Below are 22,833 nucleotides of genomic sequence, written 5' to 3'. Positions count from 1 at the left end.
GTGGACGGCTGAACCCTCGAGGAACGCGAGCAGCGCCATCAGAACGGGAGCCGGCCGGGGCGACACTGCGCACCGACACCGCGCGTGCGTCACGCGCCCGACGGGGCGCAACGCGGCGCGAACGCGGTCGCTCGGGGCCGACCGACACCGACACCGCGCGCGCGTCACGCTCCCCGACGGGGCGCAGCGCGCAGCGCGCTGCGGTCGCTCGGCGCCGACCGACACCGACACCGACACCGACACCGACCGACACCGACACCGACCGCGGGAGCGCGTGCGGTCGTGCTGCGGCGATCGCGCTCAGTCGCGCGGGGGCAGCACGGCCTCGGCCACGGCGTCGCCGCACAGGCGCTGCACGCCCACCCGCAGCTCGTCGCCGGTGAGCGCGACGAGGTAGGGCCGCTCCACCACGCGGTCGCCCACGACCGCGGCGACCGCGATCGACACTGGGGGCACGCCGGTCGACGCCAGTCGCTCGCACGGCGGCGGCGTCCAGGTGAGCGTGGTGCGCGACGCGCCGTCGGTCACCTGGAGGTGGCCCTGCGTCGGCTGCACGTGCCCGCCGTCGGAGGTGACGTCGGCGACGTCGACGTAGAAGCCGTCCGGCACGGTCAGCGTGACGGACAGCTCGAGGGTGCCGCCCGCGGCGTCGCTCGACCCGCCGTGCACGATGACCTGCGGGACCACGGCGGTGACGGCATGGATCCCGCAGAGCCGCGCGAGGTGCTCCTCGATCGTGCCCGTCGCGGAAGCGGGCAGCGCCAGCTGGATCGCCGGAGGCGTGCCGCCGAGCGAGTCGAGGGCGTCGGCGGGTGCGGCCGGCACGGGGATCCCGTCCGCGATGTCGGCGAGCGGGTGGCCGCAGTCGGTGGGGTGCAGCTCGAGCAGCACGTGGGCGGGCCGGTCCGGCGTCGCCATCACCGGGGCGCCGAGGCCCACGAACGCCGAGCCCGCCGGGCCCACGGCGCGGTCGAACCACCACGCGCCCTGCGCCGTGGCGACCGCGACGTCGAGGCGCAGCCCGACGGCCGCGGGCAGGTCGGTGACGTCGACGGGGCCCACGGTGAGCGTGCGGTCGGCCTGCACCTGGAGGCACTGCTGGCGCACGACGCCGAGCAGCCGGGTGGCGCCGCGCAGCGGCACCGGGTCGTCACGGGTCTCGCCGGCGGCGGAGGTGCGTCGCACGATCACGGCGAAGTCGCCGGTGGTGGCGGCCAGCGCGGCGCCCAGGGAGTCCTGCGCGGAGCAGTCGATGCGCGCTCCGGCGCGCAGGGTGTGGCCCTCGTCGGCGGTGGTGACCGGCACGGGCTGCGCCCGCGGATCCGGCACGAGCGTGGGACCCGTGAGGCCGACCAGGGAGACCGCGACGTCCGGCGGCTCGGCCGAGGTCACCTGCACCGCCTGGCTCACCGTCGGCAGGTCGGCCGGCCCTCCGAGGCGCACCTGCTCGGAGTCGGCGCCGCTCGGAGTGACCACCACCGTGGGCTGGTCCGCGAGAGGAACCGGCCGGGTCGCGGCCCACACCGCCGCCGCGGCCGCGACGACGAGGGCGAGGACCGCCACGGACCCGACGAGGCGACGGTGCCGGCGCAGCCACGGCGTGACGCCGGTGCGCTCGAGGGCCGCCGCCGCGCGCTCCGACAGGTAGGGCGCCTCGTGGCCGTCGCCGAGGGTCTCGAGGTCGAGGGGCTCGTCGAGGTGGTCGAGGTCGAGCCGTCGGTCGAGCGGGTCGCCCGTCACGCCGCGCGCACGGGCCGACGCACCGGGGTCACGGCGCGCCGGGGTCATCGCGGCCTACGCCGTCCCCCGCCGGCGGCTCGCGTACCACGCGAGACCGAGCGCCACGGTCGCCGCGCCCACCCGCAGGGCGGTGCGGCGGTTGCCGGCGGTGTTGACCGCCGCGAGTCGCTGGCGCACGGTCGGCATCGCGACCGGGCGGGCGAAGTCGACCACCGGCCAGCCGCGCTCGACGGCGACGCGGCGCAACGGCGCGTCCGGGTTTACGGCCACGGGGTGCCCGACCACCTCGAGCATGGGCAGGTCAGTCATCGAGTCGCTGTACGCGTAACTCTCGGAGAGGTCGTAGTCGTTCTCCTCCGCGAGCGCGAGGATCGCGTCGGCCTTCCCCTGGCCGTAGGCGTAGAAGAGGATCTCGCCGGTGTACTTGCCGTCGACGACGGCCACCTGCGTGCCGAGCGCGCGGTCGACGCCGAGCCGCTCGCCGATGGGCTCCACCACCTCGGTGCCGGACGAACTGATGATGATGACGTCGCGCCCGGCCTCCTTGTGCTCCTCGATGAGGTCGACGGCCTCCTCGTAGACCATCGGGTCGACGATCTCGTCGAGGGTCTCGGCCACGATCGAGCGGACCTGCTCGACGTCCCACCCGCGCACCAGCGCGGACATGTAGGCGCGCATGGTCTCGAGCTGGTCGTGGTCGGCCCCGCCGGTGACGTAGGCGAACTGGGCGTAGGCGCTCTTGAGCACGTCGGCGCGGCCGATCAGGCCGCCCTTGTAGAAGGGGCGCGCGAAGGCCAGCGAGCTCGACTTGGCGAGGATCGTCTTGTCGAGGTCGAAGAAGGCGGCGCTGCGCGTCATGTGCCGATGGTAGGTCGTCGCGGACGGCGTCGAGCCGCTCGCGACGACCCGGAACGGACCCGCGACGGGGGCCGCGGGTCCGCTCGGTCGCTCACCCGGGGACGGCGCCCGGGAAGGGGGCGTCGTGCCTCGCAGGCGTGCGTGTCACCGGTTCATCGCCGTGCCGATCCGGGCGAACAGCGTGCTGCCGCCGAGGAACATCCCGGCGCCGACCGTGAGCAGGCCGATCGTGGTGAGCATCGGCATCGCCAGCACGAGCGCCAGGACACCGAGCGTCACGCCGGCCAGTCCGACCAGCAGCTCGCCGCCGGCACCGGCCTGGGCCACCTGCTGCGGGACGGGCGAGGAGTCCCAGCCCATCGGCGAGAGCGACTGCTGGGTGCCGGAGCCGAGGACGAGCGCGGCTCCGAGCGCGATGGACGCCACTGCGAGCAGCGTGTCCGGCACGATGCCGATGAGGGCGAGGACGCCGAGCGCGACACCGCCGGCCCCGGCGATCATCTCGGCGCTCATGCCGCCGCCGAGCATCGCCTCGTCCCGTCCGCCACCGGTCATCTGGTGCAGAGAGCGCCATCGGGCGGCGACGGCGCTCGCCTCGACGAGCAGACCTCCGCCCAGGACGATCGCGGCGATCGCCGTCATCGTCTGGGACAGGATGTCGGTGAGGGCGAGGATGGTGAGCACCACGGCGGCGAGTCCCGCCAGCGCCTCCGTGCCCGCCCCACCTGCCACCAGACGCTCGTTCCACACGGTCTGGTGCGTGTGCCCGCGGTAGGTCTCGGGTGCGGTCTGAGTGCGGTCCGCCATGCGTACCTCCCTGGGTGTGCGGTTCTTTCGGGGCAGTCGCGCTTCCCGTGCAGGGGAGGGCGAAACCGCCCCGGGCCGGCCGCATCTGCGGGGCGTCGCATGGCGGACGCCGCCGCCGACGCGGAGTGCCCCGTCGTCCCCAATGCGGTGCGTCCCCGCGCGTCGTCCCCAGAGCGGGGGAGACGCCGCTCACACCGGTCGCGCCACCGCCCAGCCTCGCCCGCATGAGCCCCCGGCCGCTGCTGCTGACCCGAGACCCCGACCTGCTCGACGACGTGCGGAGGGTGGCGGCCGCGGCGGGTCGCGACGTCGACGCCGTCCCCGGTGCGGCCGAGGCCCGCCGCGGGTGGACCTCGGCGCCCCTCGTGCTGGTCGGCGCCGAGCTGCTCGCGGAGGCCGCGGCCGCGGGGCTGCGGAGGCGTCCCGGCGTGCTCGCCGTGGTGCGCGGGGAGGCCGCGGCCGACACCTGGCGGCTCGCGGTCGACGTGGGGGCCGAGCACGTGCTCGAGCTGCCGGAGCAGGAGTCGCGCCTGGTGGAGCTGGTGGCCGCGGCCGACGCGCCGCAGCGGCCCGGGTCGGTGCTCGGCGTCGTGGGCGGCGCCGGCGGCTCCGGGGCCAGCGTGCTCGCCGCCGGTCTGGCGCTGGCCGCCGCGCGCGCGGGCCAGGCCGCGCTGCTCGTCGACGGCGACCCGTGGTCGGGCGGCATCGACCTCGTGCTGGGCTGCGAGGACGCCGACGGCGCCCGGTGGGAGCAGCTGCACGGCGTGCGCGGCCTGGTGCCGGCCGACGCCCTGCGCGCCGCGCTGCCGCAGGCGCACGGTGTCGCCGTCCTCGCCCTCGGCCGTGGTGCCGAGCCCCTGCCCGTGGCCGCCGTGCCGGCCGTGCTCGACAGCGCCGCGTCGGCGTTCGACGCGGTGGTGGTCGACCTGCCGCGGGGGCACCCGGACCTGCTCTCCACCCTGGTGTCGCGGTGCGACGAGGTGCTGCTCGTCGTCCCGCTCGACGTCCGCGGCGCGTCGGCGAGCATGCGACCCGCCGCCTGGCTCGCCGCGCGGGCGCGCACCGGGCTCGTGGCCCGGCACCTGCCGCACAGCAGCCTCGACCCCGACGAGCTCGCGCTGTGGCTCGGGCTCGACGTCGTCGCCGAGATCGGGCACGACTCGCGGCTGGCCGCCGCGGTCGACCGGGGCGACGCGGTGTCGCGCCGCAGCCGCCTGGCCCGCACGTGCGACGAGCTCGTGGCGACCACCCTCGCCCCCGCCGGGCTGGTGCCGCCGCCGGTGCCGCGATGACCCTCGACCCCGGCGTGGTGGACCGGGTGCGGTCCCGGCTGGTCGCCGGCGGGGCACCGCCCACCACGGCCGACGTGGCCCGCGCCCTGCGCGAGGACGGCGTCCTGCTCGGCGCCGGGGTGCTCCTCGCCGAGGCGGAGCGGCTGCACGGCGAGCTCACCGGCACGGGCCCGCTCACGCCGCTGCTGCGCGACCTCGCCGTCACCGACGTCCTGGTCACCGGCCCCGGCGACGTCTGGGTCGACCGCGGTGCCGGGGTCGAGCGGGTGGAGGTCCGCTTCCCCGACGAGGCGGCCGTGCGCCGCCTCGCGCAGAGGCTCGCCTCGCTCGCCGGCCGCCGCCTCGACGACAGCGCCCCCTACGTCGACGCGCGCCTGCCGGACGGCACCCGGCTGCACGCCGTGCTGGCCCCGGTCGCCCGCACGGGCACCACGCTGTCGCTGCGCGTGCCGCGGCGCCGCGCGTTCACCCTCGACGACCTGGTCCGCGCCGGGTCGCTGCCGGCCGAGGTGGTGCCCTGGGTGCGGGCCGTGGTCGACGCGCGTCTGGCCGTGCTCATCACCGGGGGCACCGGCACCGGGAAGACGACGTGGCTGGCCACCCTGGTGGGCCTGTGCGACCCGGCCGAGCGCATCGTGCTGGTGGAGGACTCCGCGGAGCTCGCGCCGGAGCACCCGCACGTGGTGGCGCTCGAGGCGCGGCCGGCCAACCTCGAGGGCGCCGGCGCGGTGACCATGCGCGACCTGGTGCGCCAGTCGCTGCGGATGCGCCCGGACCGGATCGTGGTGGGGGAGGTGCGCGGCGCCGAGATCGTCGACCTGCTCGCGGCGCTCAACACCGGCCACGAGGGCGGCTGCGCCACGGTGCACGCCAACCGCGCGGCCGACGTGCCGGCCCGGCTCGAGTCGCTGGCCCTGGCCGCGGGGCTCGACCGTGCTGCCGTGCACGCGCAGGTCGCCGCCGGCCTCGACGTCGTGGTCCACCTCGTCCGCGACCGCGACGGGCTGCGACGGTGGCGCTCGCTGTCGCTGGCCCGTCGTGACGCCGACGGGTGGACGGTGCTGGTCGACGCGCTCGGCTGGCCCCGGCGCGACGGCCCGGTCGTGCGCGGGCCGGCCTTCGACGCCCTGGTCGAGCGGCTCGGCCGCTGGGCCCCCACCGCCGCGCCGGACCCTCGCGTCGGGGGTGCGGCGGGCGCCGGCGCCGCGGACGCGTCGTGAGCCCGGTGTGGCTCGGCCTGCTCGCCGCCGGCGCGCTGCTCGCGGCCCTGCCGCCGCGGCTTCGAGGCCGTCCCAGCGCCCCGTCGCCGGGCGCCGGTCCGCGCCGTCGGCCCGCCGGGCTGCTCGCGCGGTTGCCCGCGGGCCTGGCCGCGCGGCCCGCCGCTGCGCGGCGACGGACGGAGGGGCTCGCCCTGGAGTGGCTGGAGGCCGTGGCGGCCGAGCTGCGCGCCGGCCGCGGTGCTGCCGCGGCTCTCCTGGCCGCGCCGCACGCGACGGTCGTCGTCCCGCACGCGGCCGCCGCGGCACGGTCCGGTGCCGACGTCGTCGACGCGCTGCGCCGCGACGGGTGCCGCGACCCGCTGCTGGCCGGCGTCGCCGCGTGCTGGGAGGTCGCCGAGGGCAGCGGCGCCGGGCTCGCCTCGTCGCTGACCACGCTGGCCGACGCCGCGCGTGAGAGCCGCCGGGTGCGCGACGAGCTCGCCGCGGGCCTGGCCGAGCCGAGGGCGACCGCCGTCGTGCTCGCGGGCCTGCCGGTGCTCGGGCTCGCACTCGGCTCGATGCTCGGGGCGGACCCCCTCCGCTGGCTGCTGGGCACCCCGGCCGGCCGCGCGGTGCTCGCCGCCGGCGCGCTGCTCCAGGTGCTGGGCGCGGTGTGGGCCTGGCGGATCACCCGCGCGCTGGAGCAGGCGCTGTGAGCGCGCTGCTCGCGGTCGCCGCGGCCGCCGCCGTCCTGCTCGCGCTGCCCGGCAGCGGCACCCGCCGCGCCCGGTCCGTCGGCCCGCGCGCACCGGCCGCCGGGCTCGCCGGCGCGGTGCCCGGCCGCACGCTCGCCGCGGTCGCGGCCGGCGTGGCCGTGGCCCTGGTGCTCGGCGGTGCGGGCGGGGTGCTGGTGGGGGCGGTCGCCGCCGCGGGGCTGCGCGTGGCCCTCGCGCGGCTCGAGCGGTCCGGGGCCCGGCGCGAGCGCGAGCAGCTCGCCCGGTCCGCCCCGCTGGTGGTCGACCTCGTCGCCGCGTGCCTCGCCTCCGGCGCCACGCTCGAGGCCTCGGTGCGCGCCGCCGCCGCGGCCGTCGGCGGCCCGGCGGCGACGGCGCTCGGGCCCGTGCTGTCGGCCGTCGCGCTCGGGGCCGACCCGGCGCAGGCCTGGCGCTCGGTGGAGCGGCACGGCCCGCTTGCCGGGCTCGCCCGCGCCGTCGCGCGCTCGGCGTCCACGGGCGCGCCGCTGTCCGACCTGCTGCCCCGGGTCGCCGAGCGGGCCCGGGCCGAGCACCGGGCGCGGGCCGAGGCCCGCATCCGCACGGTGTCGGTCCGGCTCACCGCCCCGCTGGGGCTGGCGTTCCTCCCGGCGTTCGTGCTGCTCGGCGTCGTCCCGCTCGTCGCGTCGTGGACGGCGGGGCTGCTGTGACCGTCCCCAGGCGCGTCGCCGCCGTCGTTCGTCCCCAGGGCCGTCGGCCGGCCCCGGCCCGCCGGGCCGCCGGCGCCGCAGGGTTCCCGGCGCCGGCGAGGGTCGCCGGCGTCAACCGCGAGGAGGGGTCTGCATGACCCGTCGAGTCATCGCCCGTGCCATCACCCGCACCCCCCGGCGCTTCGGCGCCCCGGGGGCGGGCGACACCGGGGCCGCCACCGCCGAGTACGCCGTCGTCACCGTCGCGGCGGCCGGCCTCGGCGGCATCCTCATCAAGCTGCTCACGAGCGACTGGTTCCTCACCATCATCAAGTCCATCTTCGAGTGGATCATCCGCGCCGCGCTCTCCTTCTTCGGGCTCGGCTGATGCAGCGACGCCGCGGGGGTCCGGGTGGTGCGCACCACCCGGGCCTCCGCCCCTCGCGGGAGCCGTGCGGCCGGTGTGCCGACCCGGCCCGGGACGCCGGGGCGGTGGTGGTCGAGGCGGCGGTCGCGACCGTGGCGCTCGTCGCCGTCGCGCTGGTGCTGGCCTGGCTGCTCGGTCTGCTCGGCGCGCAGCTGGCGGTCGGGGAGGCGGCCCGCGCGGGCGCCCGGGTCGCGGCACGCGGCGAGCCGTCCTCGGCGGTGGCCGCCGAGGCGCGGCGGCTCGTGCCCGACGCCGTCGTCGACCTGCGGCCCGAGGGCGACCACCTCGTGGTCGACGTGCGCCGCCCGGTGGCCCTGCCCGGCCTGCTCGCGCGGTGGGGCCCGGTGGTCCTGCAGGCCGGCGCGGTCAGCCTCCGGGAGCCGTCGTGAGCGCGCGCCGGCCCCGCCCGCGCGGGCCGTGGCAGGGCCGCGGCGCGCGCCGGGACGAGGGCGCGGCGGTGGTGATGGCGCTGCTGCTCGCCGTGGTGCTGGTGGTGCTGCTGCTCGCCGCGGCGGCCGTCACGGACCTGCTCGCGGCGCGTCAGCGGGCCGCGGCGGCCGCCGACCTCGCCGCGCTCGCCGGCGCCCCCGTGGCGCTGACCTCGCCGCAATCCGCGTGCAGCGCCGCGTCCTGGGTGGCCCGGGCCAACGGCGGTGCGCTGCGCGCCTGCGAGGTGTCCGACGGCGACCTGCGGGTCAGCGTCTCGGCTCGGCCGCGCTCGACGGTCTCGCGCTGGCTGGCCGCCGTCCTCGGCGGCCTCCCCGAGCCCACCCAGTCCGCCCGAGCCGGCATGCGCTGAGCCCGGCCGTGCCGGCCGTCGGCTCAGTCCGGGGTGGTCTCCGACTGCTCGGCGGGGGCGCCGGCGAGGAGGACGTCGAGCAGGCGGACGGCGCCGTCCTTGTCGAGCGGGTCGTTGCCGTTGCCGCACTTGGGCGACTGCACGCACGAGGGACAGCCGCTGGGGCACTCGCAGGCGGCGATCGCCTCGCGCGTGGCCGTGAGCCAGGTGCGCGCCGCCGCCCATCCCCGTTCGGCGAAGCCGGCGCCCCCGGGGTGGCCGTCGTAGACGAAGACGGTGGCCCGGTCGGTGTCGGGGTGCAGCGCGGTGGAGACGCCGCCGATGTCCCAGCGGTCGCACGTGGCGACCAGCGGCAGCAGGCCGATCGAGGCGTGCTCCGCCGCGTGCGCCGCCCCGGGCACGTCCGGCGCGTCGAGGCCGGCGCGGGCCAGCTGCTCGGGCGACACGGTCCACCACACAGCCTGCGTGCGCAGGTGGCGCGGGGGCAGGTCCAGCGGCTCCTCGCCGAGCACGGTGCCGGTGAGGTAGTGCCGGCGCAGGTAGGCCACCACCTGGTGGGTCACCTCCACCTCGCCGAGCACGAGATCGGCCTCGCCCCACCGCACCCGCCGGCTCTCGCCCACCACGCGGATGTCGGTGGTGTCGCGCGCCGACGTCGTCCAGTCGACCTCCTCCCGGTGCGCGACGGCGACCGCGTCGTCGAGGTCGAGCCGGTCCACGAGGTAGGTCTCGCCCTGGTGCACGTAGACGGCGCCGGTGTGCACGGTCGCGTGCGCCGCACCCGGCTCGACCGTGCCGAGCAGCCGGCCGGTCACGTCCTCCACCACACGCACGACGCCGTCGCCGATGCCGCGCAGGTCGGCGAGGTCGGATGCCCGCTCCCGGTGGGTCCAGTACCAGCCGCCGGGGCGGCTGCGCAGCAGCCCGCGTGCCACGAGGGCGTCGACCACCTCCCGCGCGCCGGGTCCGAATGCGGGGAGGTCGTCCTCGGTCAGCGGCAGCTCGGCGGCGGCCGCGGCGAGGTGGGGGCCGAGCACGTAGGGGTTGGTGGGGTCGCACACCGTGGCCTCGACGCCGGCGCCGAACACCGACTCCGGGTGGTGCACCAGGTAGGTGTCGAGCGGGTCGTCGCGGGCGACGAGCACGGCGAGGGCGTCCCCGCCGGCGCGGCCGGCGCGTCCGGCCTGCTGCCAGAGCGAGGCACGGGTGCCCGGCCAGCCGCAGAGCAGCACGGCGTCGAGGCCCGTGACGTCGACGCCGAGCTCGAGCGCCGTGGTGGCCGCCACGGCGAGCAGGTCGCCGTCGCGCAGCGCCGCCTCGAGGGCGCGGCGCTCCTCGGGCAGGTAGCCCGCGCGGTAGGCCGCCACCCGGCCGGACAGCGCCGAGTCGATCTCCGCGAGGGTGTCGCGCGTCGTCATCGCGACCGCCTCGGCCCCGCGCCGCGACCGCACGAAGGCCAGCGTGCGCACGTCGGCCAGCACGAGGTCGGTGAGCAGCGACGCGGTCTCGGCCGTGGCGGTGCGCCGCGTGGGCGCGTCGTTCTCGCCGCCGTGCTCGGACAGCGGCGGCTCCCACAGCCCGAAGCACACGGCGCCGCGGGGCGAGGCGTCCTCGCTCACCGCCTCGACCGGCAGCCCGAGCAGCCGCCCGGCCGAGCCGGCCGGGTCGCCGGCGGTCGCCGACGCGAGCACGAACGTCGGCGAGGAGCCGTAGCGCGCGGCCACCCGGCGCAGCCGGCGCAGCACGTTGCCCACGTGCGAGCCGAACATCCCGCGGTACACGTGGCACTCGTCGACGACCACGTAGCGCAGCGCCCGCAGGAACGACGCCCACCGCTCGTGACCCGGCAGCAGCGAGCGGTGCAGCAGGTCCGGGTTGGTGAGCACGTACGCCGCGTGCGCCCGGATCCAGGCGCGCTCCTCGTCCGGGGTGTCCCCGTCGTACGCCGACACCCGCAGCCCGGGCAGGCCGAGCTCCTCGATCGCCCGCCACTGGTCGTGGGCGAGCGCCTTGGTGGGCGCGAGGTAGAGCGCCGTGGCACCGCGGCCGTTGGGGGCCCGCGTCCCGGCGAGCACGTCGGTGAGCGCCGGCATCAGGTAGGCCAGCGACTTGCCCGACGCCGTGCCGGTGGAGACCACGACGTGCTGGCCCCGGTGGGCGAGGTCGGCGGCCTCGGCCTGGTGGGCCCAGGGCAGCGCGATGCCGCGGCGGGTCCAGGTGTCGCGCAGGTCCGGGTCGACCCAGTCCGGCCAGCCCACCGCGGTGCCGCCGCGCGCCGGGAGGTGCTCGACGTGCAGCAGCCGGTCCGCCCGCCCGGCGGCGAGCAGCCCGAGGAGCTGGGAGGGGTCACGGCCCACGGCCCCGATCCTGCCTTCTGCCCCCGTCGGTGCGGCCCGTCGCCTCCCGGCGTCCCGCGTGCCGGCGTCCCGCGTGCCGGCGTCCCGCGTGCCGGCGTCCCGAGTGCCGGCGTCCCGGCGTCCCGGCGTGATGACCCCGGCACGGCGTCGTCCGGTGCCCCGCGACGGACGCTCGCGACCGGTGTCCGCGGCACGGGCGACGCGGGGCGGCCGCGTGTGCCAGAGTTCCGACGTGGACCTGGATGTCACGACCCGCGACGAGGGCGACCGCGTCGTCGTCTCCGCCATCGGCGAGGTGGACGTGTTCACCGCCCCCACCCTCGACGCCGAGCTCGGCCGCCTCGTGGTGGAGGGCCGCAACCACCTCGTGGTGGACCTCTCCCGCGTGGACTTCCTCGACTCGACCGGGCTCTCGGTGCTCGTGAAGGCGCTGGCCCGGGTGCGCGAGGCCGAGGGCTCCATCGCGGTCGTGGTCACCGCCGACCGCGTCGCCAAGGTCTTCCGCATCACCGGGCTCGACGCGCTCATCCCGCTGCACCCGTCGGTGGCCGAGGCGCTGGCCAGCGGCGCCTGACGTGCCCGCCGCCACCCTGGCGATCCCGCCGGACACCGAGCACGTGCGTACCGCACGGCTGGTGTCCGTGGCGGCCGCGCGGCGGGCGGGCCTGGCCGAGGACGCGATCGACGACGTCCGTCTCGCCGTCGGCGAGCTGGTGGCCGGCCTCGTGCGCCGCCGCGCCGCCGAGGGCAGCCGCGACGACGTCGAGCTGGTGCTGCGCGACGACGGCCGCACGTTCAGCGTCGAGGTGGGCGACGACGTCCTGGGTGCGGCGGAGGCCGGCGAGGGCGACGACGACGACGTCGCGCTCGCGCTCGTGCGCGCTGTGGTGCCGGAGGTGGACCGCGGCGACGGCGGCACCGCCCTGCGCTGGCCCGTCCCCGACCCCGCCTGACCCGACCGACCCCGTCGTTACTGCCGCAATGCGCGGAAACCGGCGCCGGCTCCGGTCATCCGGGCAGTAACGACGACGGGGTCGGGCGCAGGGTTCGGATGACAGCGGTTGCACGGGCTCGCGGGCCGGCGGGTGTGACCGATCCCGCACCGGTCGCCGGGGGTGCGGCGGTGGTCCAGGTCACATCCCTGCGTAGACTCCGGCGCACTCGAGGGTCCGGATCCGTGTGTCGTCGCGGCGGACCCCCTTCCGTACGCAAGGAGCATGGATGTCCCGGTCGTTGAGCGCCGCCCTGGGCGAGGTCACCCTTGCGGGCGGCAACTACACCCTGGTCGCCATCGTGGGTGTGGTCGCCGTCGCCGCCCTCGCCGTCGCATGGGCACTCGCCCGCGAGGTCCTCGCGGCCAGCGAGGGCACCGACAACATGAGGTCGATCGCCGCCGCCGTGCAGGAGGGTGCGGCTGCCTATCTCTCGCGCCAGTTCCGCACCCTGGCCATCTTCGCCGCCGTCGTCTTCTTCCTGCTGTTCGCGCTGCCCGCGGACACCACGTCGGAGAAGATCGGCCGCTCGATCTTCTTCCTCGTCGGCGCCGTGTTCTCCGGCATCACCGGCTACATGGGCATGTGGCTCGCCGTGCGCGGCAACGTGCGCGTGGCCGCGGCCGCCAACGAGGACGGCGGCGAGCAGTCGGCGATGCGGATCGCGTTCCGCACCGGCGGCGTCGCGGGCATGTTCACCGTCGGCCTCGGCCTGCTCGGTGCCGTGCTCGTGGTGCTCATCTACAAGGCGGACGCGCCCACGGTGCTCGAGGGCTTCGGCTTCGGTGCCGCGCTGCTCGCGATGTTCATGCGTGTCGGCGGCGGCATCTTCACCAAGGCGGCCGACGTCGGCGCCGACCTCGTCGGCAAGGTCGAGCAGGGCATCCCCGAGGACGACCCGCGCAACGCCGCCACCATCGCCGACAACGTGGGCGACAACGTCGGCGACTGCGCCGGCATGGCGGCCGACCTGTTCGAGTCCTACGCCGTCACGCTCGTCGCGGCGCTCATCCTCGGCAAGGCCAGCTTCGGCAACCTCGGCCTCGTCTACCCGCTGCTCGTGCCGGCCATCGGCGTCATCACCGCGGTGATCGGCATCTTCGCGGTCTCGCCGCGCAGCGGCGACCGCTCGGGCATGTCGGCGATCAACCGCGGCTTCTTCATCTCCGCCGTCGTCTCGGCCGTGCTCGTCGCGGTGATGACCTTCCTGCTCCTGCCCGACCGCGTCGTCAAGCTCGACGGCGTCGTGGGCGACTCGCTCGGCCTGGTGCACATCGACACCTTCAACCCGCGGATCCTCGCCATCGGCTCGGTGCTCATCGGCATCGTGCTCGCGGCCGCGATCCAGCAGCTCACCGGCTACTTCACCGAGACCAACCGCAAGCCGGTCGACGACGTCGCCAAGAGCTCGCTCACCGGCCCGGCCACGGTGATCCTGTCCGGCATCTCGGTGGGTCTCGAGTCGGCGGTGTACTCCGCGCTGCTCATCGGCGCCGCGGTGTTCGCCGCCTCGCTGCTCGGCGGCGGCTCGGTGGTGATGGCGCTGTTCGCGATCGCGCTGGCCGGCACCGGCCTGCTCACCACGGTGGGCGTCATCGTCTCGATGGACACCTTCGGCCCGGTCTCGGACAACGCGCAGGGCATCGCGGAGATGTCCGGCGACATCAGCCCCGAGGGCGCGCGGGTGCTCACCAACCTCGACGCCGTCGGCAACACCACCAAGGCGATCACCAAGGGCATCGCGATCGCGACGGCGGTGCTCGCCGCCACCGCGCTGTTCGGCGCCTTCCGCGACACCGTGGTGTCGGCGACGAAGGCGGCCCTGCTCAACCCGGGCAGCGTCGTGGTGCCCGACCCGGTCGACCAGGCGCAGTACAGCGCCGTCCTCGACGTCGCGAACCCGCGCAACCTCGTCGGGCTCATGCTCGGCGCGGCCGTGGTGTTCATGTTCTCGGGCCTGGCCATCAACGCGGTCTCCCGCGCGGCGGGTGCGGTCATCTTCGAGGTGCGTCGCCAGTTCCGCGAGCACCCCGGGATCATGGACTTCACCGAGAAGCCCGAGTACGGCAAGGTCGTCGACATCGTCACCCGCGACTCGCTGCGCGAGCTCATCACGCCGGGTCTGCTGGCCGTGCTGATGCCCATCGCGGTCGGGTTCGGCCTCGGCGTCGGCGCCCTCGGCGCCTACCTCGCGGGCACCATCGCCACCGGTGTGCTCATGGCGGTCTACCTGGCCAACTCCGGCGGCGCCTGGGACAACGCGAAGAAGTTCGTCGAGGACGGGCACTTCGGCGGCAAGGGCTCCGAGGCGCACGCGGCCACGGTCATCGGCGACACCGTCGGCGACCCGTTCAAGGACACCGCAGGCCCGGCGATCAACCCGCTGCTCAAGGTGATGAACCTCGTCGCGCTGCTCATCGCCCCCGCGGTCGTGAGCATCTACCTCGCGGGCAACCAGTGGGTCGCGGTGCTCATCGCGCTCGCCGCGTTCCTCGTGGTCGCGGCGTCGGTCGTCATCGCCAAGGCCCGGCCGATCGCCGTCGGCGAGGACACCGCCGCGGAGATGGCGCTCGAGGAGGCCGAGGCGGAGGCCGGTGTCGCCCACCACGTGCCGGCCGACCCGGCGCCGGGCGAGCACGACGAGGCCTAGGCGCCACCGCGGGGACTCCCCGCACCAGCACGACACCCGATGCGGGCCCGGAGCACTCTCCGGGCCCGCATCGGCGTCCGGGCTCGGCGATGATCGGGTGACGGCCCGGATGGGGAGGCAGGCATGAGCGGGGACGGCGTCGACCGCGGCGCGGCCGCACGGGTGCGCGAGGTGCTCCTCGACGCCGGGTTCACCGCGGACGGCGTGCTGTCCGCGCTGGGCGCCTCGGCGTACGCCGCGCTGGGCCGGGGCGAGCCCGTGCCGGCCCGCCGGGCGCTGGCCGACCGGCACGACGCCACGGCCGCGCTGGTGCGGCTGTTCGTGCTCGGCGAGCTGCTGCCGCGCGACGAGGCCGTGCGCCGGCTGCCCGTGGACGACCTCGTCGCGCTCGGCCTCGTCGGCGGCGCCGGCGAGGTGCGCGCGCTGGTGGACGTGCGGCCCTACGGGGAGCCCGACACCGACTGGTACGTCGTGAGCGACCACGGCCCGGACTCCGCCGGCCGCGGAGAGAACGAGGTCGCGGCCGACCACGTGCTCGGCGTCGGCGGCGCGTCGCTGACCCTCGCGCGCATCACGCCCCGCGGGTCGGTGGGCCGTGCGCTCGACCTCGGCACCGGCTGCGGCGTGCAGGCGCTGCACCTCGGCCGGCACGCCGGCGAGGTGGTGGCCACCGACCGCAACCGCCGCGCCCTGCGGCTGGCCGCCGTGACCGCGGCGCTGTCGGGCCAGGAGTGGGACCTGCGCGAGGGCTCGCTGTTCGAGCCGGTCGGGTCCGAGACCTTCGACCTCGTGGTGAGCAACCCGCCCTTCGTCATCTCCCCGGGGCTGCGCTACACCTACCGCGACGGCGGGATGCACGCCGACGACCTCGGCCGCCTGCTGGTGCAGCAGGCGCCGGCGCGCCTGGCCGAGGGCGGCACCGCGGTGGTGCTGGCGAACTGGCTGCACGTGCGCGGCGAGGACTGGCGCGAGCGCGTGGCCGGGTGGGTGGCCGGCACCGGCTGCGACGCCTGGGTGGCCCAGCGCGAGGTGCAGGACCCGGCCGAGTACGTCGGCCTGTGGCTGCGCGACGCCGGCGGCGCCGCGGACGCCGAGCACGACCGCCGCTACGGCGAGTGGCTCGACGCGTTCCGCGACATGGACGCCGAGGGCGTGGGGTTCGGGTGGGTGGTGCTGCACCGCGGCGGCACCCACGGCGTCACCGGCCCGCGGGTGGAGGACGTGTCGTCGGCGCCGCGGCTGCCGCGGGGCGACGAGGTCGCCGCCCTCGTGGCCGCCCGGGCGGGCTGGTCGTCCTACGACGCCTTCGCCCTGCTGGACGCCTGCCCGCGCCGGGCCCCCGGGCTCGTGCTGCGCGAGGAGGACCGGGCCGACGCCGACGGCCGCCTGGTGCCGATGCCCACGGTGCTCGGCCGCGCCGACGGCTGGCGCCCCGACGCCCTGGCCGACCAGGTCACCGGCCACCTCGTGCGCTCCTTCGACGGGCGCACCCCGCTCACCGAGGCGGTCGACCTGGCCGCGGCGGCGCACGGCCTCGACCCCGACGACGTGCTGCCCGGGGCGCTCGCGACCGTCCGCGCCCTGGTCGAGGAGGGCCTGCTGCTGCTCGGGTGAGCGTCCGCAGCCCGGAGCCGGGCCCGGGCCGCCGGAGCCGGCGTCCTGACCTGCGGGGACACCGGTGACCGGACGCCGCGCGACACGCCGTACCGTGGGCCCGGGTTTGACAGGAGCCGGGGTGCGGTGGTGACACTCCGCCCGTCCGGCACCGTCCTCGCGGTGTCCCGGACGGCCGGGCGCCGCCCGGGCCGGCCGGACCGGACCGCCACGACGTACGACGACAGGAGAAGCGTGCCCGCGAAGGCCAAGGCCACCGCCGCCGACGGCGAGGGCGGCGCTGCCACGAACGGCAGCGCCGCGGGCGGTCGCACGCTCGTGATCGTCGAGTCGCCCGCGAAGGCGAAGACCATCCAGGGCTACCTCGGCCCCGGCTACGAGGTCGAGGCGTCGGTGGGCCACATCCGCGACCTGCCCAAGCGCGCGGCCGACATCCCGCCCAAGTACAAGGGCGCGTCCTGGTCGCGGCTCGGCGTCGACGTCGACAACGGCTACTCGGCGCTCTACGTCGTCGACGCCGACAAGAAGACCAAGGTCGCCGAGCTGAAGAAGAAGCTCGCGGAGTCCGACACCCTGCTGCTCGCCACGGACGAGGACCGCGAGGGCGAGGCCATCGCGTGGCACCTGCTCGAGGTGCTCTCGCCCAAGGTGCCCGTGCGGCGCATGGTGTTCCACGAGATCACCAAGGACGCGATCCAGCGCGCGGTCAACGAGACCCGCGACCTCGACCAGGACCTCGTCGACGCGCAGGAGACCCGGCGCATCCTCGACCGGCTCTACGGCTACGAGGTCTCGCCGGTGCTGTGGAAGAAGGTCATGACCGGCCTGTCCGCGGGCCGGGTGCAGTCGGTGGCCACGCGTCTGGTCGTCGACCGGGAGCGCGAGCGCATCGCGTTCCGCAGCGCGTCCTATTGGGACATCGAGGGCCTGTTCGACCCGGGTGCGTTCAACGCGCGGCTCGTCGCCGTCGACGGACGCCGCGTCGCCACCGGCAAGGACTTCGACGACCGCGGCACCCTCCAGAGGGCCGACGCCGCGCACCTCACGGAGGAGTCGGCCACCTCGCTCGCCGCGTCGCTGGCCGACATCCCGTTCACGGTCCGCTCGGTCGAGGACAAGCCCTACCGCCGCTCGCCGGCGGCGCCGTTCATGACCTCCACGCTCCAGCAGGAGGCCAGCCGCAAGCTGCGCTGGGGCGCGCAGCGCACGATGCGCGTGGCGCAGGGCCTCTACGAGCGCGGCTTCATCACCTACATGCGCACCGACTCCACCACGCTGTCGGAGTCGGCCGTCTCCGCCGCCCGGGCGCAGGCCGCGCAGCTCTACGGCAGCGACCACGTCGCCGAGGTGCCGCGCCGCTACGACCGCAAGGTGAAGAACGCGCAGGAGGCGCACGAGGCCGTGCGCCCCGCGGGCGATCGCTTCCGCACGCCGGCCGAGGTCGCCGGCGAGCTGCGCGGCGACGACTTCGCCCTCTACGACCTCATCTGGAAGCGCACGGTCGCCTCGCAGATGGCCGACGCCCGCGGCATGACGGCCACCATCCGGCTCGGTGCCGTGGCCCGCGACGGCCGCGACGCCGAGTTCTCCGTCAGCGGCACGGTCATCACCTTCCGCGGGTTCCTCGCGGCCTACGAGGAGTCCGTCGACGACGACGCCGACCGCGGCGACGACGCCGAGCGCCGGCTGCCGCCGCTCGCGGTGGGCGACACCGTCACCGCCGTGCGCCTCGACCCGGAGGGCCACGCCACCAACCCGCCGGCCCGCTACACCGAGGCCTCGCTGGTGAAGGCGCTGGAGGAGCGCGGCATCGGCCGGCCCTCCACCTACGCCTCGATCATGGGCACGATCGTCGACCGCGGCTACGTCGTGAAGCGCGGCAGCGCCCTGGTGCCCTCGTTCCTGGCGTTCGCGGTGGTGCGCCTCATGGAGGAGCACTTCAGCACGCTGGTCGACTACGACTTCACCGCGCGGCTCGAGGAGGTGCTCGACACCGTCGCGTCGGGGCAGCTCGACCGTGTCGGCGTGCTCGACCGCTTCTACCGCGGCGACCCCGAGCGCGACTTCGCCGGGCTGCACCCGCTGGTCAACGACCTCGGCGAGATCGACGCCCGGCAGATCTCCTCGTTCCCCATCGAGGGGTCGGACGCCGTGCTGCGCGTGGGCCGCTACGGCGCCTACGTCGAGCGCGGCGACCACCGCGCCAACGTGCCCGCCGACCTCGCGCCCGACGAGCTCACCGCCGAGAAGGCCGACGAGCTGCTCTCCGCGCCGTCGGGCGACCACCCGCTCGGCGTCGACCCGGACACCGGCCTCGAGGTGGTGGCGAAGACCGGCCGCTACGGCCCCTACGTCACCGAGGTGCTGCCCGAGGGTGCGCCGAAGTCGGCGAAGCCGCGCACCGCGTCGCTGTTCTCGGACATGGCGATCGACACCATCGACCTCGCCACGGCGCTGCGGCTGCTGTCGCTGCCGCGCGAGGTCGGCGTCGACCCGGCCGACGGCGTGGTGATCACGGCGCAGAACGGCCGCTACGGCCCGTACCTGACCAAGGACAAGGACTCCCGCTCGCTGCCGAGCGAGGACGCGATCTTCACCGTGACGCTCGACGAGGCGCTGGCCCTGTTCGCCCAGCCCAAGCAGCGCCGCGGGCAGGCCGCGCCCAAGCCCGGCGTGGTGGTCGGCGTCGACCCGTCCACCGGCCGTGAGGTGCAGCTCAAGGAGGGCCGGTTCGGGCCTTACGTGACCGACGGCGAGACCAACGCCTCGCTGCGCCGGGCCGACGACCCCGAGACCATCTCCATCGAGCGGGCGTCGGACCTGCTGGCCGAGCGCCGGGCCAAGGAGCCGGCGCCGAAGAAGCGCGCGGCGGGCAAGACCGCCGCGAAGCGGACCACGAAGAAGGCCCCCGCGAAGAAGGCCGCGAAGAAGGCGCCGGCGAAGAAGGCGGCGAGCAAGCCCACGGGCGCCGCCACCATGACCGCCGAGTCCGGCGACCCGTCCTCGTCCGGGTCCTAGCGGCCGCGGCACACGGGGGAGCGAGATGGCGATGCCACGGACGACCGGAGCCGTGCTGTCGGCTGCCCTCCTGCTGACGCTGCTCACCGGCTGCGCCTCGTCGTCGCCGGCACCGGTCGTCGCCACCGGGAGCGGGCAGCCGGCCGCGGCCAGCTCGTCCGCCGCCGCCTCGACGTCCTCCGCGTCGCCGGTCTCTTCCGCCCCGGCGTCGCCGGCCTCCGCCTCGGCCCCGACCTTCCCGCCGCCGGTGGTCCTGCCGCAGTCCGTCCTCGCGCGGATCCCCGGCGTGGTCTACCGCCGCGAGGGCGGCTCGGACGCCGAGACGCTGGCGAAGTTCCTCGCGGCAGCCGGTCCCGGCAGCGAGCCGGACAAGTACCTCGAGGGGCTGATCCTGCGGTCGGTCGAGTACCAGGGCCGGGTGGTCGGCGGCGTCGAGTTCATCCGGTTCCGCCAGGTGCCGGACCGGACCGGGTCCGACGCCGTGGTGCACCAGGTGATGGCGGACTTCGCGCAGGCGGAGCCCACCGCCGCCACCGTCGGCTCGCAGCACGTGTGGCAGGTCGACCGGGCCCGGGGCAGCTCTGTGGGCGCCGTGGCGTGGATGCGCGGCACCGATCTCGTGCTGGTGTTCGCGGGCAGCCTCAGCGACGCCCGCTGGCTCGCCGCCGCCTACCTCAAGGCCGCGTGACCCGGGTCGGCGGGCGGGTCGCGTCCGTCCCGCGCGCGACGACGCCGCCCCCGTGGGCGCGGCGTCGTAGGGTCGTCGCGTGAACGCCCACCCCGGAGTCCTCGTCGCGTTCGAGGGCGGCGACGGCGCGGGCAAGTCCACCCAGGCACGGCTGCTCGCCGACGCCCTCAGGGCCGCCGGCCACGAGGTGGTGCTCACCCGTGAGCCGGGCGGGACCCCGGCCGCCGAGGCGATGCGCCACGTCGTCCTCACGCCCGAGCACGAGGGCCTCGATTCGCGCGCGGAGGCGCTGCTCTACGCCGCGTCGCGGGCCGAGCACGTCGCTCGGCTCGTGCGGCCGGCGCTCGAGCGCGGCGCCGTCGTGGTGACCGACCGCTACCTCGACTCCTCCGTCGCCTACCAGGGGGTGGCCCGGGGCCTCGGGCGCGACGTCGTGGCCGAGCTCAACCTCTGGGCCACCGGCGGACTGCTGCCGGACCTCACCGTCGTCCTCGACGTCGAGGCCGGCGCCGGGCTCGCCCGCGTGGCCGACCCCAACCGCCTCGAGGGCGAGCCGGAGTCGTTCCACGCCGTCGCGGTCCAGGCCTTCCGCGACCTCGCGGCCGCCGACCCGGGTCGCTACCTCGTCGTGCCGGCCTCGGGCGGGCGCGAGGAGATCGCCGCCGCAGTGCTCGCGCGCGTCGAGAAGCTGCTCGCCGACCGCGGGACGGCGCCGTGAGCGACGACGTCTTCGCCGACCTCGTCGGCCAGGAGCACGCGGTCGCGCAGCTGCGTGCCGCCGCGGCCGAGGCTCCGCAGGCGCGTGCGGGGCTCCAGTCGAGCGCGATGACCCACGCCTGGTTGATCACCGGGCCGCCCGGCAGCGGCCGCAGCACGGCGGCGCTGGCCTTCGCGGCGGCGCTGGTGTGCCCCGAGGGCGGCTGCGGGCACTGCGACGAGTGCAGCGCCGTCCGCCACTCCGCGCATGCCGACGTCGAGCACGTCGTCCCCGAGTCGGTCACCTACACGGTGCAGGAGACCCGCGAGCTGGTGCGCCGCTCGGCGCTCTCGCCCACGCGCGCCCCCTGGCACGTGTTCGTGCTCGAGGACGCCGACCGGCTCAACGCCGAGAGCGCCAACGCCCTGCTCAAGAGCATCGAGGAGCCCACGCCGGGCACGGTGTGGATCCTCTGCGCGCCGAGCACCGAGGACGTGCTGCCCACGATCCGCTCGCGCTGCCGCCACCTGGTGCTCGCGACCCCCACCACGGCGGAGGTCGCGCAGGTGCTCGTGCGCGCGCTCGGCGTCGAGCCGGCGATGGCCTCGTTCGCGGCCCGGGCGGCGCAGGGCCACATCGGGCGCGCGCGGGCGCTGGCCACCGACGAGGCCTCGCGCCTGCGGCGCCAGGACGTGCTGCGCATCCCCTCGCTCGTGCAGGACCTCGGGTCGTGCCTGGCGCTGGCAGCCGACCTGGTCGGCACCGTGAACGACGACGTCGCCGCATTGTGCGACCCGCTCGACGCGCGCGAGATGGCGGCGCTGCGGGCGGCGTACGGCGAAGGCGCCGAGGGGCGCGGCATCGGCACGGTGGAGCGGCGGGCCAAGGGGGCGGTGAAGGAGCTCGAGGACCGGCAGAAGCGGCGCCGGCGGCGGGTCACGCGCGACCAGCTCGACCGCGCCCTGGTCGACCTCCAGGCGTTCTACCGCGACGTGCTCGTGCTCCAGCTGGGCGCGGCGTCGGACCTCGTCAACGACGAGATGCGCCCGCAGCTGCAGCGCCTGGCCGCCGAGGGCTCCGCCGAGGACACGCTGCGCCGCGTCGACGCCCTCGAGCGCACCCGCCACCTGCTCGAGGCCAACGTCGCGCCGCTGCTGGCGTTCGAGGCGCTCACCGTGAGCCTCAAGGACCCGACCCTCGCATGAGCGCCGCGGGCACCACGCTCTACCTCGGCGGTGGCGGCAGCGCCGACGACGAGCGCGCGCTGTGGTCGGAGTTCGTCGAGCCCGGCGCCCGCATCGTCCTGTGGCCCTTCGCCGTGCCGAGGTCCGGCCACGACCGCGTGCGGCTCTGGCTCGCCCAGAGCCTCGAGCCCTGGGACGGCGTGCGCCTGTCGACCTGGACCGACCTCGCCGAGCGCCGTCCCGCCGAGCTGGCCGACGTCGACGTGCTCTTCGTCGCCGGCGGCAACACCTTCGACCTGCTCGACCACGTCCAGCGCACCGGCTGGCTGGCGCCGACCCGCGAGCACGTCCTCGCGGGCGGCGCGTACTACGGCGGCAGCGCCGGCGCCGTGCTGGCCGGCGCCGACATCGACGTCGCGTCCTTCGCCGACCCCAACGACGCCGGTGTCACCGACACCCGCGGGCTCGACCTGCTCGGCGGCGCGATCGTCCGGCCGCACGCCACCCCGCACGACATCGACGAGTGCGCCTCGTGGTCCGCGCGAACGGGACGCCCGGTGCTGGCGCTGCCCGAGCGCGGCGGCCTCGTCGTGCGCGACGGCGTCGGCCGCAGCGTCGGACCCGACGACGCCTACGCCGTCACCGGCGACGGCCTGCTCATGCTTCCGCCCGACGCCACCGTCGACCTCCGCTGATCGGCGCTCGGGGCAGCGCAGCGAAGCATGCGCGGTGGTCGCAGGCAGGTCAGCAGGTGAACGGGTGCCCCGCCGCCCCGGCAGGCGAGGTCCCCGTGACTAGCTGCCCTGCTCGACGTGGAGCTGGATCAGCCAGACGATCGTGACCAGCCAGGGGATCGACGCGAAGCCGAGCATCGCCCAGGCGAACCGACGCGGCCAGCGACCGGGCGTGGTCCGGGTCACCACGAGCACCGCGAGCACGCTCGACACGATCGCCGGCGGGATACCGACGGGCGTCAGGAGCCCCGACGACATCAGCATCCCGAACGGAGTGAGAAGCATGCAGAGGACCGCGAGCACGACGGTGATCCAGCCGCGTCGACGCACCGCGTCCGGGGTCCGGTCGACGACGGCCTGAGGCACGGCGACATG

21 protein-coding genes are annotated in these 22,833 nt (G+C 76.3%); 16 read left to right on the top strand and 5 right to left on the bottom strand.

Annotated elements, in window-relative coordinates; translation table 11 throughout:
- Positions 1 to 300: 300 nt before the first annotated feature.
- From GC157_04110 to GC157_04100, 3 genes are all read right to left on the bottom strand, one after another.
- On the bottom strand, positions 301 to 1,740 hold the full coding sequence (locus tag GC157_04110) for a hypothetical protein (protein ID MBI1376653.1): 1,440 nt from the start codon (positions 1,738 to 1,740) through the stop codon (positions 301 to 303).
- 54 nt (positions 1,741 to 1,794) lie between these two features.
- Positions 1,795 to 2,598: an HAD-IB family hydrolase gene (locus GC157_04105; GenBank protein MBI1376652.1), complete on the bottom strand. Its 804-nt coding sequence runs from the start codon at positions 2,596 to 2,598 to the stop codon at positions 1,795 to 1,797.
- Between the two features lie 144 nt (positions 2,599 to 2,742).
- The gene (locus tag GC157_04100) at positions 2,743 to 3,405 is read right to left on the bottom strand and encodes a hypothetical protein (GenBank protein ID MBI1376651.1); all 663 of its coding nucleotides are present in this window, start codon (positions 3,403 to 3,405) and stop codon (positions 2,743 to 2,745) included.
- A gap of 224 nt (positions 3,406 to 3,629) precedes the next feature.
- Here GC157_04100 and GC157_04095 point away from each other — a divergent pair, with 224 nt between their 5' ends.
- From GC157_04095 to GC157_04065, 7 genes are all read left to right on the top strand, one after another.
- Positions 3,630 to 4,697 (top strand): chromosome partitioning protein, encoded by a 1,068-nt coding sequence (locus tag GC157_04095; GenBank protein MBI1376650.1) that lies wholly within the window; start codon positions 3,630 to 3,632, stop codon positions 4,695 to 4,697.
- Positions 4,694 to 5,917, top strand: coding sequence for a TadA family conjugal transfer-associated ATPase (locus GC157_04090; protein ID MBI1376649.1), 1,224 nt, complete (start codon positions 4,694 to 4,696; stop codon positions 5,915 to 5,917). Before GC157_04095 ends, GC157_04090 begins: the two co-directional genes overlap by 4 nt.
- Positions 5,749 to 6,612: a hypothetical protein gene (locus GC157_04085; protein MBI1376648.1), complete on the top strand. Its 864-nt coding sequence runs from the start codon at positions 5,749 to 5,751 to the stop codon at positions 6,610 to 6,612. Before GC157_04090 ends, GC157_04085 begins: the two co-directional genes overlap by 169 nt.
- Positions 6,498 to 7,319, top strand: a complete 822-nt coding sequence (locus tag GC157_04080; GenBank protein ID MBI1376647.1) for a type II secretion system F family protein — start codon at positions 6,498 to 6,500, stop codon at positions 7,317 to 7,319. The genes GC157_04085 and GC157_04080 overlap by 115 nt, the downstream gene beginning before the upstream one ends.
- A gap of 133 nt (positions 7,320 to 7,452) precedes the next feature.
- The gene (locus GC157_04075) at positions 7,453 to 7,686 is read left to right on the top strand and encodes a DUF4244 domain-containing protein (protein ID MBI1376646.1); all 234 of its coding nucleotides are present in this window, start codon (positions 7,453 to 7,455) and stop codon (positions 7,684 to 7,686) included.
- A gap of 104 nt (positions 7,687 to 7,790) precedes the next feature.
- Positions 7,791 to 8,114 (top strand): hypothetical protein, encoded by a 324-nt coding sequence (locus GC157_04070; GenBank protein ID MBI1376645.1) that lies wholly within the window; start codon positions 7,791 to 7,793, stop codon positions 8,112 to 8,114.
- The gene (locus GC157_04065) at positions 8,111 to 8,524 is read left to right on the top strand and encodes a helicase (protein MBI1376644.1); all 414 of its coding nucleotides are present in this window, start codon (positions 8,111 to 8,113) and stop codon (positions 8,522 to 8,524) included. The genes GC157_04070 and GC157_04065 overlap by 4 nt, the downstream gene beginning before the upstream one ends.
- 23 nt (positions 8,525 to 8,547) lie before the next feature.
- Here GC157_04065 and GC157_04060 read toward each other — a convergent pair whose 3' ends face one another.
- Complete coding sequence (locus tag GC157_04060; protein MBI1376643.1) at positions 8,548 to 11,169, bottom strand: DEAD/DEAH box helicase; 2,622 nt, start codon at positions 11,167 to 11,169, stop codon at positions 8,548 to 8,550.
- On the opposite strand from GC157_04060, the gene GC157_04055 reads away from it, so the two are divergent.
- The 9 genes from GC157_04055 to GC157_04015 all read left to right on the top strand — a co-directional run bounded on the left by GC157_04055 (position 11,114) and on the right by GC157_04015 (position 22,419).
- Positions 11,114 to 11,455, top strand: coding sequence for an anti-sigma factor antagonist (locus tag GC157_04055; GenBank protein MBI1376642.1), 342 nt, complete (start codon positions 11,114 to 11,116; stop codon positions 11,453 to 11,455). The two genes, GC157_04060 and GC157_04055, sit on opposite strands and share 56 nt — an antisense overlap.
- A 1-nt stretch (position 11,456) precedes the next feature.
- Positions 11,457 to 11,834, top strand: a complete 378-nt coding sequence (locus tag GC157_04050) for an ATP-binding protein (GenBank protein MBI1376641.1) — start codon at positions 11,457 to 11,459, stop codon at positions 11,832 to 11,834.
- Between the two features lie 268 nt (positions 11,835 to 12,102).
- The gene (locus tag GC157_04045) at positions 12,103 to 14,523 is read left to right on the top strand and encodes a sodium-translocating pyrophosphatase (protein ID MBI1376640.1); all 2,421 of its coding nucleotides are present in this window, start codon (positions 12,103 to 12,105) and stop codon (positions 14,521 to 14,523) included.
- 123 nt (positions 14,524 to 14,646) lie between these two features.
- The gene (locus GC157_04040) at positions 14,647 to 16,137 is read left to right on the top strand and encodes a methyltransferase (protein ID MBI1376639.1); all 1,491 of its coding nucleotides are present in this window, start codon (positions 14,647 to 14,649) and stop codon (positions 16,135 to 16,137) included.
- Between the two features lie 234 nt (positions 16,138 to 16,371).
- On the top strand, positions 16,372 to 19,155 hold the full coding sequence (gene topA / locus GC157_04035; protein ID MBI1376638.1) for a type I DNA topoisomerase: 2,784 nt from the start codon (positions 16,372 to 16,374) through the stop codon (positions 19,153 to 19,155).
- A gap of 52 nt (positions 19,156 to 19,207) precedes the next feature.
- A complete protein-coding gene (locus GC157_04030) occupies positions 19,208 to 19,843 on the top strand; it encodes a hypothetical protein (GenBank protein ID MBI1376637.1) in 636 nt (211 codons plus the stop codon).
- Between the two features lie 79 nt (positions 19,844 to 19,922).
- The gene (locus GC157_04025; protein ID MBI1376636.1) at positions 19,923 to 20,561 is read left to right on the top strand and encodes a dTMP kinase; all 639 of its coding nucleotides are present in this window, start codon (positions 19,923 to 19,925) and stop codon (positions 20,559 to 20,561) included.
- Positions 20,558 to 21,745 carry a DNA polymerase III subunit delta' gene (locus GC157_04020; GenBank protein ID MBI1376635.1) on the top strand — a complete coding sequence of 396 codons (1,188 nt, stop codon included), beginning with the start codon at positions 20,558 to 20,560 and terminating at the stop codon, positions 21,743 to 21,745. The genes GC157_04025 and GC157_04020 overlap by 4 nt, the downstream gene beginning before the upstream one ends.
- A complete protein-coding gene (locus tag GC157_04015) occupies positions 21,742 to 22,419 on the top strand; it encodes a hypothetical protein (protein ID MBI1376634.1) in 678 nt (225 codons plus the stop codon). The genes GC157_04020 and GC157_04015 overlap by 4 nt, the downstream gene beginning before the upstream one ends.
- Before the next feature lie 99 nt (positions 22,420 to 22,518).
- Here the strand turns inward: GC157_04015 and GC157_04010 are convergent, their stop codons facing one another.
- Positions 22,519 to 22,824 carry a hypothetical protein gene (locus tag GC157_04010; GenBank protein ID MBI1376633.1) on the bottom strand — a complete coding sequence of 102 codons (306 nt, stop codon included), beginning with the start codon at positions 22,822 to 22,824 and terminating at the stop codon, positions 22,519 to 22,521.
- Between the last annotated feature and the right edge of the window lie 9 nt (positions 22,825 to 22,833).

The sequence above is a fragment of the Frankiales bacterium genome, from assembly GCA_016125335.1.
In the GTDB taxonomy this organism is placed as follows: domain Bacteria; phylum Actinomycetota; class Actinomycetes; order S36-B12; family CAIYMF01; genus Longivirga.
Note: the sequence above shows the minus strand (reverse complement) of the source record. Positions and strands in the feature narration are given on the sequence as shown.